Origin of the sequence: Streptomyces sp. NPDC048288, assembly GCF_043201555.1 — a bacterium.
GTDB lineage: Bacteria > Actinomycetota > Actinomycetes > Streptomycetales > Streptomycetaceae > Streptomyces.
The window spans coordinates 316,799-334,201 of record NZ_JBICZD010000012.1 but is presented as its reverse complement, the minus strand read 5'-3'; the positions used below and the strand labels follow the sequence as shown (position 1 = coordinate 334,201).

Genomic DNA, 17,403 nt, shown 5'->3' with positions numbered 1-17,403 from the left:
AAACGCCCGGTTACATTCCGAACCCGGAAGCTAAGCCTTACAGCGCCGATGGTACTGCAGGGGGGACCCTGTGGGAGAGTAGGACGCCGCCGAACTCCTTTTAGAGCTCTGGCTCTTGGGCAACAAGCCCAAGGGCCAGAGCTTTTTTGCGTTGAGGTAGGGTCAGGGAGCAAAGTTGGCTCGTTTACCACCACAGGAGGCCCCCGGGTGGAGGTCCAGGAGACGCGTGTCCAGACGGACCGGGTCCTCACCATCCCGAACATCCTCAGCATGGCGCGCCTGGTCGGCGTACCCGTCTTCCTGTGGTTGATCCTCAGGCCCGAGTTCGGCGGGCCGAAGAGCGACGGCTGGGCCCTGCTGGTGCTGCTCTTCAGCGGCATCAGCGACTACCTGGACGGCAAGCTCGCCCGGCGCTGGAACCAGATCAGCAGCCTGGGCCGGATCCTCGACCCCGCCGCGGACCGGCTGTATGTGCTGTCGACGCTGGTCGGACTCACCTGGCGGGAGATCCTGCCGCTCTGGTTGACGGCAGCGCTCCTGCTGCGAGAACTGATGCTGTTGGTGATGGTGGGGATTCTCCGCCGGCACGGCTATCCGCCGCCGCAGGTGAACTTCCTTGGCAAGGCCGCCACGTTCAATCTGATGTACGCGTTCCCGCTCCTGCTGCTGAGTGACGGAAGCGGCTGGATCTCGTCACTCGCTGCTATTTTCGGATGGGCGTTCGCCGGATGGGGTACAACGCTGTACTGGTGGGCAGGAGTGCTCTACGTGGTGCAGGTCCGCCGCCTGGTTCGCGCGGACGCCACAGCCGATTGAGCTCGGCGATTGTCCGGACGTAGTGACCTCGATTGCTCTCCATGGTGCTCTCGATGGCCCACGGCGGAAAAGTGCGGGACAATCTGGACGGGTGAAGTCGGCTAGACCGTCGTCTCTTAGAGGAGGACGCTTCCGACATGAAGGCCGTCGTGATGGCCGGTGGTGAAGGCACACGCCTTCGCCCCATGACCTCAAGCATGCCCAAGCCGCTCCTGCCGGTGGTGAACCGACCGATCATGGAGCACGTGCTGCGGCTGCTCAAAAGGCATGGGCTCACCGAGACCGTTGTCACCGTTCAGTTCCTGGCATCACTGGTCAAGAACTACTTCGGGGACGGCGAAGAGCTCGGCATGGAGCTCACCTATGCCAACGAGGAGAAGCCACTCGGTACTGCCGGAAGCGTCAAGAACGCCGAAGAGGCGTTGAAGGACGATGCTTTCCTCGTCATCTCCGGCGATGCGCTGACCGACTTCGACCTCACCGAACTGATCAACTTCCACAAGGCGAAGGGCGCGCTCGTCACGGTCTGCCTGACGCGTGTGCCCAATCCCCTGGAATTCGGCATCACCATCGTCGATGAGGAGGGGAAGGTCGAGCGGTTCCTCGAGAAGCCGACCTGGGGGCAGGTCTTCTCCGACACGGTGAACACGGGCATCTATGTCATGGAGCCCGAGGTATTCGACTATGTCGAGGCCGATGTTCCGGTCGACTGGTCCGGCGATGTCTTCCCGCAATTGATGAAGGAAGGCAAGCCGATCTACGGCTACGTCGCCGAGGGCTACTGGGAGGACGTCGGTACCCACGAGTCGTATGTGAAGGCACAGGCCGACGTCCTGGAGGGCAAGGTCGACGTCGACATCGACGGCTTCGAGATATCCCCGGGCGTGTGGGTGGCCGAGGGCGCCGAGGTGCATGCGGACGCCGTGCTGCGCGGGCCGCTGTACATCGGCGACTACGCGAAGGTCGAGGCCGGCACGGAAATCCGCGAGCACACCGTCGTCGGGTCCAATGTCGTCGTGAAGAGCGGCGCCTTCCTGCACCGGGCCGTCGTCCACGACAACGTGTACGTCGGGCAGCACAGCAACCTCCGGGGCTGTGTCGTCGGGAAGAACACCGACATCATGCGGGCCGCCCGGATCGAGGACGGCGCCGTCATCGGTGACGAGTGCCTGATCGGTGAAGAATCGATCGTTCAGGGAAATGTCCGGGTCTATCCCTTCAAGACCATCGAGGCCGGCGCGTTCGTCAACACGTCGGTGATCTGGGAGTCCCGCGGGCAGGCGCATCTGTTCGGTGCCCGGGGCGTGTCCGGGATCCTGAACGTCGAGATCACGCCGGAGCTGGCGGTCCGGCTGGCGGGCGCGTACGCGACCACGCTGAAGAAGGGCTCGACCGTCACGACGGCCCGAGACCACTCCCGCGGTGCCCGTGCGCTCAAGCGGGCGGTCATCTCCGCGCTCCAGGCCAGCGCCATCGACGTACGCGACCTGGAGAACGTGCCGTTGCCCGTGGCGCGGCAGCAGACCGCCCGGGGCAGCGCCGGCGGGATCATGATCAGGACCTCGCCCGGGGTGCCCGACTCCGTCGACATCATGTTCTTCGACGGGCAGGGCGCGGACCTCTCGCAGGCCAGCCAGCGCAAGCTGGACCGGATCTTCGCGCGGCAGGAGTACCGGCGCGCGTTCCCCGGTGAGATCGGCGACCTGCACTTCCCCGCCAGCGTCTTCGACTCTTACACCGGGTCGCTGCTGCGCAACGTCGACACGACCGGGATCGCCGATTCGGGCCTCAAGGTCGTCGTGGACGCCTCCAACGGCAGCGCCGGGCTGGTCCTGCCCAGCCTGCTGGGCAAGCTCGGGGTGGACTCGCTGACCGTCAACCCCGGTCTGAACGAGGCGAGGCCCACGGAGACGGCCGATCAGCGCCGATCCGGCCTGGTGCGGCTCGGCGAGATCGTGGCGTCCTCCCGGGCCGCCTTCGGCGTGCGGTTCGACCCGGTCGGTGAGCGGCTCTCGCTCGTCGACGAGAAGGGCCGCATCATCGAGGACGACCGGGCGCTGCTGGTGATGCTCGACCTGGTCGCCGCCGAGCGGCGCAGCGGCCGTGTGGCGCTGCCGGTCACCACGACCCGGATCGCCGAGCAGGTGGCCGCGTACCACGGCACCCAGGTGGAGTGGACGACCACCTCGCCGGACGACCTCACCCGCGTCGGGCGTGAGGAGGGCAGCATCTTCGGCGGTGACGGCAAGGGCGGGTTCATCGTCCCCGAGTTCAGCAGTGTGTACGACGGTACGGCGGCCTTCGTACGGCTCATCGGTCTGGTGGCGCGGACGCAGCTCACGCTGAGCCAGATCGACGCGAGGATCCCGCGGGCGCATGTCCTCAAGAAGGACCTGGCGACTCCCTGGGCTGTCAAGGGCCTGGTCATGAGGCGTGTCGTCGAGGCGGCCGGTGATCGCTTCGTCGACACGACCGACGGGGTGAGGGTCGTGGAGACCGACGGGCGCTGGGTGATGGTGCTGCCCGACCCGGCGGAGGCGGTCACCCATCTGTGGGCGGAAGGGCCCGACGACGCCTCCGCGCAGGCGCTGTTGGACGAATGGTCGGCGATCGTGGACAGCGCCGGACGGTAAAACCGCTGCACGCGTGCGTGCCGGACAAGTGTCCCCCAGGGGGCCGGTCCGGCACGCCGGTGGGGCCATTCGGAGGTACCGGTCGCAACGTGCGACGATGTGCGGCATGCCGCAGCAACCCCCCGTTCGGAGCAGCGCCTCCCGGCCGTCGCGCCCGGACGCCTCCATGTCGTTGATCACCAACGTCATGGACCACAGCCTCGACGACGGGTACGCCGAGGCGGCGGCGCGCAAGCGGGCCCGGGGCGAGGGCGGCGGCATGCCGAAGACCCTCCGGGCCAGGCTGGGCCTCGCCGGCGGTCTGGTGCTGGCGGCGCTCGTGGTGACCGTGGGAGCGGCGCAGGCGCGGGTGACGGCGCCCGTCGTGGCCAAGGAGCGCCAGGAGCTCATCGACCGCATCGACCGCGAGACGGCGAGCGCCGACAAGCTGGAGACCAGCGTCGACAAGCTGCGTGACGACGTCAGCGCCCGCCAGCGCGCGGCGCTGAAGGAGAGCGGCGGCAGCGGCCGGGCGGACCTGGTGGGCATCCTGTCCGGCGCCACCGCGGTGCACGGCCCCGGGGTGAAGCTGGTGGTGAACGACGCCAAGGAGGCGTCCTCCGGCGGGGACGGCAGCAACCCCCGTGAGACCTCCGGTTTCTCCGACACCGGCCGGGTCCGTGACCACGACATGCAGCGCGTCGTGAACGGGCTGTGGGCCTCGGGCGCCGAGGCGATCTCCATCAACGGGCAGCGGCTGACGGCCCTGTCCGCGATCAGGGCCGCGGGAGACGCGATACTGGTCGACAACAGGCCGCTGGTACCGCCGTACACGGTGCTGGCGGTGGGGGACGGGGAGAGGCTCGGCTCCAGGTTCCAGGACAGCCCGGACGGGCTCTACCTGCACGCGCTGGAGCAGAACTTCGACATCAGGGCGACGATCTCCACGGAGAGCGACGTCCGGCTGCCCGCCGCACCGAGTGTGATCGTACGTACGGCAGAGCCGTACACGGAGAAGACTGAGAAGGGCACATCGTGATCGCCGTACTTGGCCTCGTCGTGGGCGTCGTGGCCGGACTGTTGGTCCGTCCTGAGGTTCCGGCGGTCGTCGAGCCGTATCTGCCGATCGCCGTCGTCGCGGCGCTCGACGCCGTCTTCGGCGGGTTGCGGGCCATGCTCGACGGGATCTTCGACGACAAGGTATTCGTGGTGTCGTTCCTGTCGAACGTGGTGGTGGCCGCGCTGATCGTCTTCCTGGGCGACAAGTTGGGCGTGGGCTCGCAGCTGTCCACGGGCGTCGTCGTGGTCCTCGGTATCCGTATCTTCTCCAACGCCGCGGCGATCCGGCGGCACGTCTTCCGGGCATGAGTGGCATGAGCGAGCACGAGAAGCGGCCGGAGAACGGGCTGCGCAGAGAACTTCCCGCCGAGGTGGCCCCTACGGTGCCGGAGCCCGACGGCACCGCCGAGACGCGGCCGGACGCCGGGCTCACCGGCCGGCGCCGGCTGGTCCAGGGGCTGTGGCCGCCGCGGGTCAGCCGCGCGCAACTGATCGTCGCCGTGCTGCTGTTCGGGCTCGGATTCGGGCTCGCCGTGCAGGTGGCGTCGAACAGTGACAGCGACAGCGCGCTGCGCGGGGCCCGTCAGGAAGATCTTGTCCGCATTCTCGATGAACTGGATTCGCGTACTCAACGTCTTGAGGACGAGAAGACAGGACTCGAGAAGCAGCGCCAGGAGTTGCAGAGCAGCTCCGACCAGGCGGCGGAGGCACGGAAGCAGACGGCCGAGAAGGAGAGACAACTCGGCATTCTGGCGGGCACCGTCGCGGCGCAGGGTCCTGGCATCACGATGACGGTCGACGACCCGAAGGGCACGGTGCAGGCGGACATGCTGCTCGACGCGATCCAGGAGCTGCGCGCGGCCGGCGCGGAGGCGATCCAGGTCAACGGGGTGCGAGTGATCGCCGGCACCTACCTCACCGACTCCGGGAAGAGTGTGAGTGTCGACGGGAACAAGATCACCCAACCGTTCGTTTTCAAGGTGATCGGCAAGCCGCAGGATCTCGAACCGGCTCTCAACATCCCCGGAGGCGTGGTGCAGACCCTTGAGAAGGAACAGGCGACTGTGACCGTCGAGCGGTCGGCCAGGATCGTCGTGGATGCCTTGCGACCGGCGAAGCAGCCTGACTACGCTCGGTCGTCCTCACAGTGAACCGGCGGTGCATGGGGGACATCCGGTGGGGGCATGAGGATGCGGGGGGTCGGCGCACCGGGGAGCCGGTGCGTGGTGGAAACTGTCTGGTGGATACGGACGTTGTGTGGTTGTCCGGGTCGGCCGGTTTATTCAGTCAGGGTTCGTCCTGCCCCACGGGCGGGTCTGTTTCGGTCAAGGGGAATCGCCCGTGAAGTTGTTTGCGAAGTTGTTCGGCAAGAGCGCGCGAGAGGACAGCGACAACGCGACCGCTCGCCATCGGGCACAGCCCGACGCGGAGGGCCAGCGCCCGCTGTTCCGGGACCAGGTGGCTGGTCCGGGGGGTGACATTTCGGGAGGTCAGGGCGCGCCGTCAGTTGACCCGTCCCAGTCCGGCGGCATAGGTTTCGGGCAACCGTCAACCTCAGGTGCGGGTGGAGGGTTTGCCTCCGACCCGTACGCGTCCAACGCCCCGGCGGGGCAGCCGCGGCAGGAGGATCCGTCCATGTCGGCCCTGGTTTGTACGAGGTGCGGTAACCGCAACGCGGAGAACGCCCGCTTCTGTTCCAACTGCGGTGCCCCGCTGCGCGCGGGCGCTGTCCCCGAGCGGGCGTCGGAGACGACGTCCACGATCTCGATCTCCGGCCTTGAGGCCTACGACGCCGAGGTCACCGGGCAGACCCAGATGCCGTCGCTCTCGCCCGAGGCGCAGGCCGCGGTCGACGCGCTGCCGCTCGGCTCCGCGCTGCTGGTCGTGCGCCGCGGTCCCAACTCGGGCAGCCGCTTCCTCCTGGACAGCGACCTGACCACGGCCGGCCGCCACCCGCAGAGCGACATCTTCCTGGACGACGTGACGGTCTCCCGTCGCCACGTGGAGTTCCGCCGCCAGCCGGACGGCTCGTTCACGGTGGCCGACGTGGGCAGCCTCAACGGCACGTACGTCAACCGGGAGCGCATCGACCAGGTCGCTCTGTCGAACGGCGACGAGGTCCAGATCGGTAAGTACCGGCTGGTCTTCTACGCGAGCCGGCAGGGCATCTGACCCTCCGGACCTCGTCCGGGGGATCCCAGGGGAGAAGGTCCATGCTGCACACACCGAGCGGCGGTACCGGTCACGGCACCGCCGCCACGGAAACCGGGCTGGTGAGTATCGGCACGGTGCTGAACGTGCTGCGCGACGAGTTCCCCGAAGTCACCATCTCCAAGATCCGCTTCCTGGAGTCGGAGGGGCTGATCGAGCCGCGCCGGACCCCTTCCGGGTACCGGAAGTTCAGCGCCAAGGACGTGGAACGCCTCGGACACGTCCTGCGGATGCAGCGGGACCACTATCTGCCGCTCAAGGTCATCCGGGAGCATCTGGACGCCATGGAGCGCGGTGAGGCCGTCCAGCTGCCCGTCGTGGGGCGGCAGCGGGACGGCGAGGCCGTGCCGATGGTTCCCGAGGTGCCGGCGGTGGCGCGGATCGGGCGGGACGAGCTGCTCGCGGCCGCCGAGATCGACGAGAGCTGTCTGGTGGAGTGGGAGTCGTACGGGCTGATCGCTCCCCTGGAGGACGGCGTGTACGACGTCGAGACGGTCACCGTGGCCGTGCTCGTCGCCGAGCTGGGCCGGTTCGGGATCGAACCGCGCCATCTTCGGGTGATGAAGGCCGCCGCCGACCGCGAGGCCGGGCTGGTGGACCAGGTGGTGGCTCCGCTCAAACGCCACCGCAACCCGCAGACCAGGGCCCACGCCGAGGCCCGTACGAAGGAGCTGGCGGTGCTCACGGTGAAGCTGCACGCCGCACTGGTGCAAACGGCACTGGGGGTGCGGCTGCCGTGAGTACCACGACAGGACCCGGGCGGAGGCCGGATCGGGCGCGCGTTCCGGGCCCGACTACCCAAACGTCCCGGGCACGGCCTAGGGTTGCTGTGTGAACGAGCTCGATGTCGTAGGTGTCCGGGTGGAAATGCCCTCCAACCAACCGATCGTGCTCCTGCGCGAAGTGGGAGGCGACCGCTACCTCCCCATCTGGATCGGGCCGGGGGAGGCGACGGCGATCGCCTTCGCCCAGCAGGGCATGGCCCCCGCGCGACCGCTGACCCACGACCTGTTCAAGGACGTGCTGGAGGCCGTCGGCCAGGAGCTCACCGAAGTACGCATCACGGACCTGCGTGAGGGCGTCTTCTACGCGGAGCTGGTGTTCGCCAGCGGCGTCGAGGTGAGCGCCCGCCCGTCCGACGCGATAGCGCTGGCGCTGCGCACCGGAACGCCGATCTACGGCAGTGACACGGTGCTGGACGACGCGGGCATCGCGATTCCGGACGAGCAGGAGGACGAGGTGGAGAAGTTCCGCGAGTTCCTCGACCAGATCTCGCCCGAGGACTTCGGCACCAGCAGCCAGTGAGGCACTGGGAGCGGCCCGTTACCTACCGGAAGGTCGGTGACGGGCCGGTTCGTGACTGGTCACGGCCGTGATTCATGGGCAATTGCCAGCGGCCATTGAGAGCGTCCTACGGCTTCCCGCCAGAGCATTCGGCTAGCCTTTCCCCGCGGTGGGGCACGGGAAACCACTCCTAGGGTGATTATCACTCGGCGTGCCGAGTGTGGCGATCGTTGACGCACCCCTGGTGACTGCCTACCGTCGAGAAGGCAGGTCAAGGACGGAGGTCGGCGTGAGAAGCAGCGGCGACGGTACGGCTGGGGGTGCCCCGGGACACGGTCTCGGGGAGAGTGGTCCGTACCCGCTTCAGAGCAGCACCGCCGGTCACGCTCCGCAGCGGCCGACGGCAGTGCCGAGCGGCGGAGGGGCGGCGTCCATGGCGACCGAGGAGATCGGCTACCGCGGGCCCACGGCCTGCGCGGCGGCCGGCATCACCTACCGGCAACTCGACTACTGGGCCCGCACCGGCCTGGTCGAGCCCAGTGTGCGGCCCGCCTACGGGTCGGGCACGCAGCGTCTGTACAGCTTCCGGGACGTCGTCGTCCTGAAGATCGTCAAGCGCTTCCTGGACACCGGGGTGTCGCTCCAGAACATCCGCACCGCGGTCCAGCACCTTCGGGAACGCGGTTTCCGGGACCTGGAGCGCATGACCCTGATGAGCGACGGCGCCACGGTGTACGAGTGCACCTCCCCGGACGAGGTGCACGCCCTGCTCCAGGGCGGTCAGGGCATCTTCGGGATCGCGGTCGGCGTGGTGTGGCGGGACGTGGAGAGCGCTCTCTCCCAGCTGCACGGCGAGCGCGTCGACACCGGCGAGACACTTGTCGGGCACAACCCCGCGGACGAGCTGGCCCGGCGGCGCAACCGGGCGGTCTGAAAGCCTGGCCCGAAGGCCCTTCAGCCCGCTGGGCCCTCTGAGCCCCTTGTGATGCCCCGGTACGGGTCCGTGCCGGGGCATTGTCAGTGGTGTGGTGCAGCATCGGAGATGTGAGAAACGCGCCCACAATCCTGCATCTCGACATGGATGCCTTCTTCGCCTCGGTGGAGCAGGCATCCAAGCCGAGCCTGCGCGGGAAGGCCGTGGTCGTGGGCGGGCTCGGACCACGCGGTGTGGTGGCCACCGCGTCGTACGAGGCCCGGGTGTTCGGGGTGCATTCCGCGATGCCCATGGCCCAGGCGCGGCGGCTGACGCCGAACGCCGCGTATCTGGTGCCGCGCTTCGCCCTCTACCGGTCGATCAGCGAGCAGGTGATGGGGCTGCTGCGCGAGCTGTCGCCGCTGGTGGAGCCCTTGAGCCTGGACGAGGCGTTCGTGGACCTGGAGGCCGGTGAGGCGGCCTCGGACGCCGCGTCGGCACGCCTGGCGGGGGAGAGGCTGCGCGCGGACATACGGGCCGTCACGGGGCTCTCCGGGTCCGTCGGGCTCGCCGCCTCCAAGATGCTCGCGAAGATCGCCTCCGAGCAGGCCAAGCCGGACGGTCTGGTGCTGATCGAGCCCGGTACCGAGCGGGCCATGCTGGGGCCGATGCCGGTGCGGACCCTGCCGGGGGTGGGGCCGGCGACGGGGGACCATCTGCGGCGGGCCGGGATCACCACGGTCGAGGAAATCGCCGAGGCGGGGGAGGACGAGCTGGTACGGCTGCTGGGCAAGGCCCACGGGCACGCGCTGTACGCGATGGCGCTCGCGCACGACAAACGGCCGGTGGTGGCCGAGCGGGAGACCAAGTCGGTGTCGGTCGAGGACACGTACGACGTGGACATCCATGACCGGATGCGGGTGGGTCTCGAGGTGCAGCGGCTGGCCGACCGGTGCGTGCGGCGGCTGCGGGGGGCCGGGCTCTCCGGGCGGACGATCGTGCTGAAGGTGCGGCGGTACGACTTCTCGACGCTGACCCGGTCCGAGACGCTCCGGGGGCCCACCGACGATCCGGCGGTGGTGCGGGAGGCGGCCGCCCGGCTGCTGGACTCGGTGGACACGACGGGGGGCGTGCGGTTGCTGGGGGTGGGGGTGTCGGGGCTGGCCGACTACACCCAGGAGGACCTGTTCGCGCAGGCGGCGGCCGGGGAGGCGGGGGAGCCGGTGCTGGAGGAGGACGTCGCGGAGCCGGTCGCCGAGCAGGAGGCGGCGGCCGAGCGGCGGTGGCCCGCGGGGCACGATGTGCGGCATGCCGAGTACGGGCACGGATGGGTGCAGGGGAGTGGGCTGGGGCGGGTGACGGTGCGGTTCGAGACGCCGGCGTCGGTGGGGCCGGGGAGGGTGCGGACGTTTCGGGTCGACGATCCCGCGCTGGAGCCTGCGGAGCCGTTGCCGTTGGTGGCGGGAGGGGAGGGGGTTCCCGTGGACGGGGTCGGGGCGTGACCGGGGTGGGGGTGAGGCTGGGGCCGGGGTTTCGCTCGCCCGCGCTCGCGGGGTGCCGCTGCGCCCACCCGTGCCGCCCCTAGCGGCACGCATGCCCGCAGCTGGGTTCCGGTGGTAGCGCGGCACGCGTGCGCGCAGCTGGTCTGCTCCTACGCGTCGGCGTCCTCCGTGCCTGCCAGTTTGCCGAAGTGGTGGTCGGGGTGGGGTGGGGGTGGGGTGGTCGTGTCGAGGCCGTAGTGGTGGTAGAGCTGGAGTTCCTGTTCGGGGGAGAGGTGGCGGCCGACGCCGAAGTCCGGGGCGTCTTTGATCAGGGCGCGGTCGAAGGGGACCTGGAGGGTGCCCTCGACCAGTTCGCTGGGCTCCAGGGGCACGAAGGCGTCCCGGGAGAACAGGCCGGTGCGTATGGCCGCCCACTCCGGCACGCCCGTCGCGTCGTCGAGGTACACCTCGTCGATCGTGCCGATCTTCGTGCCGTTGCGGTCGAACGCCTTGCGGCCGATCAGGTTGCGCGGATCGATGTCGGTCTCCACGGGCCCTCCACTTGGTCGCAACTCATCCGTAAGCACTACAAAAGAGCACATTCAAGGAGGCGGCCACTCGAAGGCCCTGGTGTTGCCCTCGCTGGTAGGCTGGCAAGCGGCTGCTGACCCCGTGCGGGAGAGTCCTCCGGACATCCCGGAGGCGCCGAAGGAGCAACTCCTCCCCGGAATCTCTCAGGCTCACGTACCGCACGGACGAGGTCACTCTGGAAAGCAGGGCGGATGCCGACGCATTCGCTCTCACCGACGGTGAAAGCCGGGAGTCCGCAGGGCGCCCGGTGAAGCTCTCAGGTTGAGATGACAGAGGGGGAGGCCGTCGGGGTACCCGCGCCGGGGTACCCCTCGAAGGTCGCTTCAGACCAGGAGGCCTCCGCAATGACCGTCCACCGCCCTTCGCTCTCCGAACTCGAACAGGGGATTCCGTTCGAGCAGCGTCACATCGGGCCCGACCAGGAGGCGCGGGCCAAGATGCTCGCGCAGGTCGGGTACGGCTCGCTGGACGAGCTGACGGCCGCCGCCGTGCCGGACGTGATCAAGAACGCCGACCGCCTGGAGCTGCCGGGCGCCCGCACCGAGGCCGAGGTACTGGCCGAGCTGCGCTCGCTGGCCGACCGCAACCAGGTGCTCGGCTCCATGATCGGACTGGGCTACTACGGCACCTTCACGCCGCCCGTCATCCTGCGCAACGTGATGGAGAACCCCGCCTGGTACACGGCCTACACGCCGTACCAGCCGGAAATCTCGCAGGGCCGCCTGGAAGCGCTGCTGAACTTCCAGACCGTGGTCGCCGACCTCACCGGGCTGCCCACCTCCGGCGCCTCGCTGCTCGACGAGGGCACCGCCGCCGCCGAGGCCATGGCCCTGTCGCTGCGCATGGGCAAGAACAAGAAGGGCGTCTTCGTCATCGACGCGGACGTCCTCCCGCAGACCATCGCCGTGATCCGGACGCGTGCGGAGCCGACGGGCGTGGAGGTCGTGGTCGCCGACCTCACCGACGGCATTCCCGCGGACCTCGCCGCGCGGGAGATCAACGGCGTGCTCGTCCAGTACCCGGGAGCCTCCGGGGCCGTACGCGACATCAAGGCGCTCGTCGAGCAGGCGCACGGGCTGGGCGCCCTGGTCACCGTCGCCGCCGACCTGCTCGCGCTGACCCTGCTGACCTCGCCGGGCGAGCTGGGCGCCGACATCGCCGTCGGCACGACCCAGCGGTTCGGCGTGCCGATGGGCTTCGGCGGGCCGCACGCCGGGTACATGGCGGTCCGCGAGAAGTTCGCCCGCAGCCTGCCCGGGCGGCTCGTGGGCGTGTCCGTGGACGCGGACGGGAACAAGGCGTACCGGCTGGCGCTGCAGACCCGTGAGCAGCACATCCGCCGGGAGAAGGCCACCAGCAACATCTGCACCGCACAGGTGCTGCTCGCCGTGATGGCCGGTATGTACGCCGTCTACCACGGGCCCGAGGGGCTGCGGGCGATCGCGGGGCGGACCCACCGGTACGCCACGATCCTCGCTGCCGGGCTGAAGGCCGGCGGCGTCGAGATCGTGCACGGCGCCTACTTCGACACCCTCACCGCGCGCGTGCCCGGCAAGGCCGCCGAGATCGTCGCCGCCGCCCGTGCGGGCGGCGTCAACCTGCGGCTCGTCGACGCCGACCAGGTCTCCGTGGCCTGCGACGAGACCACCACCCGCGCCCAGCTGGGTGCCGTGTGGACGGCGTTCGGGGTCGGGGGCGATGTCGAGGCGCTGGACGCGGTCGCCGAGGACACGCTCCCGGAGGCGCTGCTGCGCACCGACGGCTACCTCACCCACCCCGTCTTCCAGCAGCACCGCTCCGAGACCGCGATGCTGCGCTACCTGCGTCGGCTCGCCGACCGGGACTACGCCCTGGACCGGGGCATGATCCCGCTCGGCTCCTGCACCATGAAGCTCAACGCGACCACCGAGATGGAGCCGGTCACCTGGCCCGAGTTCGGTCAGCTGCACCCTTTCGCGCCCGCCGAGCAGGCCGAGGGCTATCTGACGCTCATCCGTGAGCTGGAGGAGCGGCTCGCCGAGGTCACCGGGTACGACAAGGTGTCCCTGCAGCCCAACGCCGGGTCGCAGGGCGAGCTGGCCGGGCTGCTCGCCGTACGCGCGTACCACCGCGCCAACGGCGACGCGCAGCGGACCGTGTGTCTGATTCCGTCGTCCGCCCATGGCACCAACGCCGCCAGCGCGGTGATGGCGGGCATGAAGGTCGTCGTCGTGAGGACCGCCGAGGACGGCGAGATCGACGTCGAGGACCTGCGGGCGAAGATCGAGCAGCACCGGGACGAGCTGGCGGTGCTGATGATCACCTACCCGTCCACCCACGGGGTGTTCGAGGAGCACGTCGCGGACATCTGCGGCCAGGTGCACGAGGCCGGCGGCCAGGTGTACGTCGACGGCGCCAACCTCAACGCGCTGGTCGGACTGGCCAAGCCGGGGCACTTCGGCGGGGACGTCTCGCACCTCAACCTGCACAAGACGTTCTGCATCCCGCACGGCGGCGGCGGTCCGGGCGTCGGTCCGGTCGCGGTGCGCGCGCACCTGGCGCCGTACCTGCCGAACCACCCGCTGCAGCCCGCCGCCGGGCCGGAGACGGGCGTCGGACCCATCTCGGCCGCGCCGTGGGGCTCCGCCGGGATCCTGCCGATCTCCTGGGCCTACGTCCGGCTCATGGGCGGCGAGGGGCTGAAGCGGGCCACGCAGGTGGCCGTACTCAGCGCCAACTACGTCGCCAAGCGGCTGGAGCCGCACTTCCCCGTGCTCTACACCGGGCCCGGCGGGCTGGTTGCGCACGAGTGCATCATCGATCTGCGACCGCTGACCAAGGCGACCGGGGTGAGCGTCGACGACGTCGCCAAGCGGCTCATCGACTACGGCTTCCACGCGCCGACGATGTCCTTCCCCGTGGCCGGCACGCTGATGATCGAGCCGACCGAGTCCGAGGACCTCGGCGAGCTGGACCGGTTCTGCGAAGCGATGATCGCGATCCGCGCGGAGATCGACAAGGTCGGTGCGGGGCAGTGGGCCGCCGAGGACAACCCGCTGCGGGGCGCGCCGCACACCGCGGCCGCGCTCGGCGGGGAGTGGAAGCACGAGTACACCCGTGAGGAGGCCGTCTTCCCGGGCGGGGTCTCCGCCGCCGACAAGTACTGGCCGCCGGTGCGCCGGATCGACCAGGCCTTCGGCGACCGGAACCTGGTCTGCTCCTGCCCGCCGCCGGACGCGTACGAGGACTGACGCGCCACGTACGGCAGAGGCCCCGCTTCGGCGGGGCCTCCCGTGTGTCTACGCCGGGTACGCGTGCGTCTGGGTCGCCTTCACCGTCGCCCAGACCGGGGCGCCCGGGTGCAGCTCCAGGTCGGCGGCGGCGACCGTGGTGAGGTCGGCGGCGAGCGGGAGGTCGCCGGTCAGGTCGGCGCGGATCTGGTCGCCGTGGATCTCCAGACCCGCGACCTCGCAGCGCCAGAGGTTGCGGGCGCTGGCGCCGGTGGGGCGGTCCCGGAAGAGGGTGACCGCGCTCGGCGGGAACGCGACGAAGACCTCGCCGGAGAGCTCTTCCGTGGTGGTGATCGCGGGGCCCGTGTCCAGCTTGACCGTGTGCCCCTCGGCCCGGCCCCGGTAGAGGTTCAGGCCGACCAGGTGGGCGATGTAGTCGGTGCGCGGGTGGCGGGCGATGTCGGCGGGGGTGCCCTCCTGGACGACCCGGCCCTCCTCGATGACGATCAGCCGGTCGGCCAGCACCATGGCGTCCAGCGGGTCGTGCGTGACCAGGACGGCCACCGCCTCGAACTCGGCCAGATGGCGGCGGAGTTGGGACCGTACGTCCAGGCGGGTGCGGGCGTCGAGGGCCGCGAGCGGCTCGTCCAGGAGGAGCAGCCGGGGGCGGGTGGCCAGGGCGCGGGCCACGGCGACGCGCTGCGCCTGGCCGCCGGAGAGGCGGCGGGGTTTGACGCCGGCGTGCTCGGTGAGGCCCATGCGATCCAGCCATACGGCCGCCTGCGCGCGGGACTCGGTCTTCGTGGCGCCGTGGCAGCGGGGGCCGAAGGCGACGTTGTCGAGGGCCGTGAGGTGGGGGAAGAGGAGGTAGTCCTGGAAGACGACGCCCACCGGGCGGGATTCGGGGGGTGTGCGGTCGAGTTCCGTGCCGTCGAGGTGGAGATGGCCGGCGGAGAGGTCGGTGAGGCCGGCCAGGGCGCGCAGGGCGGTGGTCTTGCCGGCGCCGTTGGGGCCGAGGAGGGCGACGACCTCGCCGGGGGCGGCGGTGAGGGTGATGTCGAGGTGGAAGGCGGGGCGGGTGACGACGAGGTGGGCGTGCAGGCCGGTGGGGTGTGCGTGCGGGTGCGGGTGCGTGGGGGGTACCCGGCCTTCGGCCGGGTTCGGGTTCCCACCCGCACCACCCGTGCGGGTATCAGGGGCGGGTGCGGGTGGCCCCTGTGGGGGCTGCGCGCCGTCGGCGGCCGCGGGTAGTGCGCGGGAAGGGCGTGCGCCGTCGGGGGCTTCGGGTTCGGGGCGTGTCATCGGGTGGATGTCCAGCGGGAGGTCGTCGAGGGTGCCGTCGTCCGGCGGATCGTGCTCATGATGCCGTCATCCATCGGTCGCGCAACCCCGCGAGGACCGCGATCGACACGGTCAGGAGGACCAGGCTGAGGGCGATGGCCGCCTCGGGGTCGTTCTGGAGGGCGAGGTAGACGGCGAGGGGCATGGTCTGGGTGCGGCCGGGGAAGTTGCCGGCGAAGGTGATGGTGGCGCCGAACTCGCCGAGGGCGCGGGCCCAGGCGAGGACCGCGCCGGCCGCGATGCCGGGGGCGATGAGGGGGAGCGTGACCCGGCGGAAGGCCGTGAAGCGGGAGGCGCCCAGGGTGGTGGCCGCCTCCTCGTAGCGGGGGTCGGCGGCCCGGAGCGTGCCCTCGACGCTGATCACCAGGAAGGGCATGGCCACGAAGGACTCGGCGACCACCACACCGGCCGTGGTGAAGGGGAGGGTGATGCCGAACCAGGCGTCCAGCCACTGGCCGACCACCCCGTTGCGGCCCAGGGCGAGCAGCAGGGCCACGCCGCCGACCACCGGGGGGAGGACCAGCGGGAGGGTGACCAGGGCGCGGACGAAACCCCGGCCGGGGAACTCCGTGCGGGCCAGCAGCCAGGCCAGCGGGACGCCCAGCACCAGGCTCACGGCCGTCGCCGCCGTCGCGCTGAGCAGGGAGAGCTGGAGGGCCTGCCACACCTCCGTGCTGGTCAGCAGGGACGGCAGGCTGCTCCAGGGGGCCCGCACCAGCAGGGCGACCAGCGGCAGCAGCAGGAACGCCAGAGCTGCCGCCCCGGGGAGGAGGAGCGGCAGCGGCACGGACGTGCGGACGCGCCGGCGCCGGGGGCCGCCCGTGAGGGTGTCGGCCGGGGCGCCGGGCGCGTCGGACTTCGTCACGGCTTGAGGAAGCCCGCGTCGGTCAGGACCTGCTGGCCCTCGGCGGACTGGACGAGGGCGATGAACGCCTTGGCCACGGCCGGGTTCGGGGCGTCCTTCAGCAGGGTGATCGGGTAGTCGTTGATGGCGTTCGCCGACTCGGGGAACTCCACGCCCTCGACCTTGCTGCCCGCGGCCTTCACGTCGGTCTTGTAGACGACCGCCGCGTCGGCCTCCTTGAGGACCACCTTGTTGAGGGCGGACTTCACGTCCTCCTCGTAGGAGACCGGGGTCAGCTTGAGCTTGCTGGCGTCCAGCGCCTTCTGCGCGGCGGCGCCGCACGGCACCGTCTTGTCACAGAGGACGACCTTGAGCGAGGACTTGGTGAGGTCCTTCAGGGAGGAGATCTTGTCGGGGTTGCCCGGCAGGGTGGCGATCTCCAGCTGGTTGCGGACGAAGGTGGCCGGGGCGGTGGCGTTGTCCTTCTTGTCCGTCACGATCGCCATGGTCTTGGGGCTCGCGGAGGCGAAGACGTCGGCCGGGGCACCGCTGGTGATCTGCGCGGCGAGGGTGTCACTGCCGCCGAAGCTGAAGTTGACCGTGGTGCCGGGGTGCGCCTTCTCGAAGTCGGCCTTCAGGGTGGTGAAGCTCTCCTTGAGGGAGGCCGCGGCGAACACGGTGATCGAGCCCGACAGCTTGGGCGAGGCGGACGACGAGGTGTCCGACTTCGTCTTCGCGGACGAGTCGTCACTGGAGGACGAGCAGGCGCTCAGGGCCAGCAGGGCCGCGACCGAGGCACCGGCCAGCTGGAGCGTCCGCCGGGTCCGGCGGACGGAACGGGTCATCACGAGTGAACTCCTCTGAATCCATGGGGAAAAGCTGTCGCGCCCTGCTGCGACCTGTGTATCAGCCGCCAGGCGATGATACTGCCGCATTTGCCAGGCGTAAGTCTTCTGTCACATCGCATGAGCTGCATACTTATGACTTGAGCCTGGCATGTGCGTTTGTACGGTGAGGCGCGGTGGGTACCGTCATCCGGGAG

The 17,403-nt window shown here is 70.0% G+C and carries 15 protein-coding genes, 1 rRNA gene and 1 riboswitch; of the genes, 12 read left to right on the top strand and 4 right to left on the bottom strand.

The annotated features are described in order from the left end of the window. The 11 genes from rrf to ACGFZS_RS37665 all read left to right on the top strand — a co-directional run. Nucleotides 1–95 (top strand): 5S ribosomal RNA (gene rrf, locus ACGFZS_RS37715); the annotation flags it as partial. Between the two features lie 112 nt (nt 96–207). Beyond that, nucleotides 208–816: a CDP-alcohol phosphatidyltransferase family protein gene (locus ACGFZS_RS37710; protein ID WP_359216609.1), complete on the top strand. Its 609-nt coding sequence runs from the start codon at nt 208–210 to the stop codon at nt 814–816. 137 nt (nt 817–953) lie between these two features. Beyond that, the gene (locus ACGFZS_RS37705; RefSeq protein WP_359216612.1) at nt 954–3,449 is read left to right on the top strand and encodes a mannose-1-phosphate guanyltransferase; all 2,496 of its coding nucleotides are present in this window, start codon (nt 954–956) and stop codon (nt 3,447–3,449) included. Nucleotides 3,450–3,555: 106 nt separating this feature from the next. After that, nucleotides 3,556–4,467, top strand: coding sequence for a DUF881 domain-containing protein (locus tag ACGFZS_RS37700; RefSeq protein ID WP_393667089.1), 912 nt, complete (start codon nt 3,556–3,558; stop codon nt 4,465–4,467). After that, nucleotides 4,464–4,796 carry a small basic family protein gene (locus ACGFZS_RS37695; RefSeq protein WP_046727248.1) on the top strand — a complete coding sequence of 111 codons (333 nt, stop codon included), beginning with the start codon at nt 4,464–4,466 and terminating at the stop codon, nt 4,794–4,796. Before ACGFZS_RS37700 ends, ACGFZS_RS37695 begins: the two co-directional genes overlap by 4 nt. Before the next feature lie 5 nt (nt 4,797–4,801). Then, complete coding sequence (locus tag ACGFZS_RS37690) at nt 4,802–5,638, top strand: DUF881 domain-containing protein (protein ID WP_393798881.1); 837 nt, start codon at nt 4,802–4,804, stop codon at nt 5,636–5,638. Between the two features lie 190 nt (nt 5,639–5,828). Then, a complete protein-coding gene (locus tag ACGFZS_RS37685) occupies nt 5,829–6,659 on the top strand; it encodes an FHA domain-containing protein (RefSeq protein WP_393798880.1) in 831 nt (276 codons plus the stop codon). 41 nt (nt 6,660–6,700) lie between these two features. Then, nucleotides 6,701–7,438 carry a MerR family transcriptional regulator gene (locus ACGFZS_RS37680; protein ID WP_393798879.1) on the top strand — a complete coding sequence of 246 codons (738 nt, stop codon included), beginning with the start codon at nt 6,701–6,703 and terminating at the stop codon, nt 7,436–7,438. Between the two features lie 91 nt (nt 7,439–7,529). Continuing rightward, complete coding sequence (locus ACGFZS_RS37675) at nt 7,530–8,003, top strand: bifunctional nuclease family protein (protein WP_026253112.1); 474 nt, start codon at nt 7,530–7,532, stop codon at nt 8,001–8,003. 268 nt (nt 8,004–8,271) lie between these two features. Beyond that, on the top strand, nt 8,272–8,916 hold the full coding sequence (locus ACGFZS_RS37670; RefSeq protein WP_393667100.1) for a MerR family transcriptional regulator: 645 nt from the start codon (nt 8,272–8,274) through the stop codon (nt 8,914–8,916). Between the two features lie 110 nt (nt 8,917–9,026). Next, a complete protein-coding gene (locus ACGFZS_RS37665; RefSeq protein WP_393798878.1) occupies nt 9,027–10,397 on the top strand; it encodes a DNA polymerase IV in 1,371 nt (456 codons plus the stop codon). Nucleotides 10,398–10,546: 149 nt separating this feature from the next. On the opposite strand, the gene ACGFZS_RS37660 is transcribed toward ACGFZS_RS37665, so the two are convergent. Continuing rightward, entirely contained in the window at nt 10,547–10,927 is a 381-nt protein-coding gene (locus ACGFZS_RS37660; protein WP_359216630.1) for a PRC-barrel domain-containing protein, read from the bottom strand. Between the two features lie 114 nt (nt 10,928–11,041). After that, a riboswitch (glycine riboswitch) is annotated at nt 11,042–11,136 on the top strand. A 175-nt stretch (nt 11,137–11,311) separates the two neighbouring features. Here ACGFZS_RS37660 and gcvP point away from each other — a divergent pair. Further along, nucleotides 11,312–14,197, top strand: coding sequence for an aminomethyl-transferring glycine dehydrogenase (gene gcvP, locus ACGFZS_RS37655; protein WP_393798877.1), 2,886 nt, complete (start codon nt 11,312–11,314; stop codon nt 14,195–14,197). A 48-nt stretch (nt 14,198–14,245) separates the two neighbouring features. Here gcvP and ACGFZS_RS37650 read toward each other — a convergent pair whose 3' ends face one another. Genes ACGFZS_RS37650 through modA form a run of 3 tightly spaced genes read right to left on the bottom strand, consistent with a single transcriptional unit; the run spans nt 14,246 to nt 17,206 of the window. Further along, a complete protein-coding gene (locus ACGFZS_RS37650; RefSeq protein ID WP_393798876.1) occupies nt 14,246–15,478 on the bottom strand; it encodes an ABC transporter ATP-binding protein in 1,233 nt (410 codons plus the stop codon). Nucleotides 15,479–15,533: 55 nt separating this feature from the next. Further along, nucleotides 15,534–16,382 carry an ABC transporter permease gene (locus ACGFZS_RS37645; protein ID WP_393798875.1) on the bottom strand — a complete coding sequence of 283 codons (849 nt, stop codon included), beginning with the start codon at nt 16,380–16,382 and terminating at the stop codon, nt 15,534–15,536. Continuing rightward, nucleotides 16,379–17,206, bottom strand: a complete 828-nt coding sequence (gene modA, locus ACGFZS_RS37640) for a molybdate ABC transporter substrate-binding protein (protein WP_393798874.1) — start codon at nt 17,204–17,206, stop codon at nt 16,379–16,381. Before modA ends, ACGFZS_RS37645 begins: the two co-directional genes overlap by 4 nt. Between the last annotated feature and the right edge of the window lie 197 nt (nt 17,207–17,403).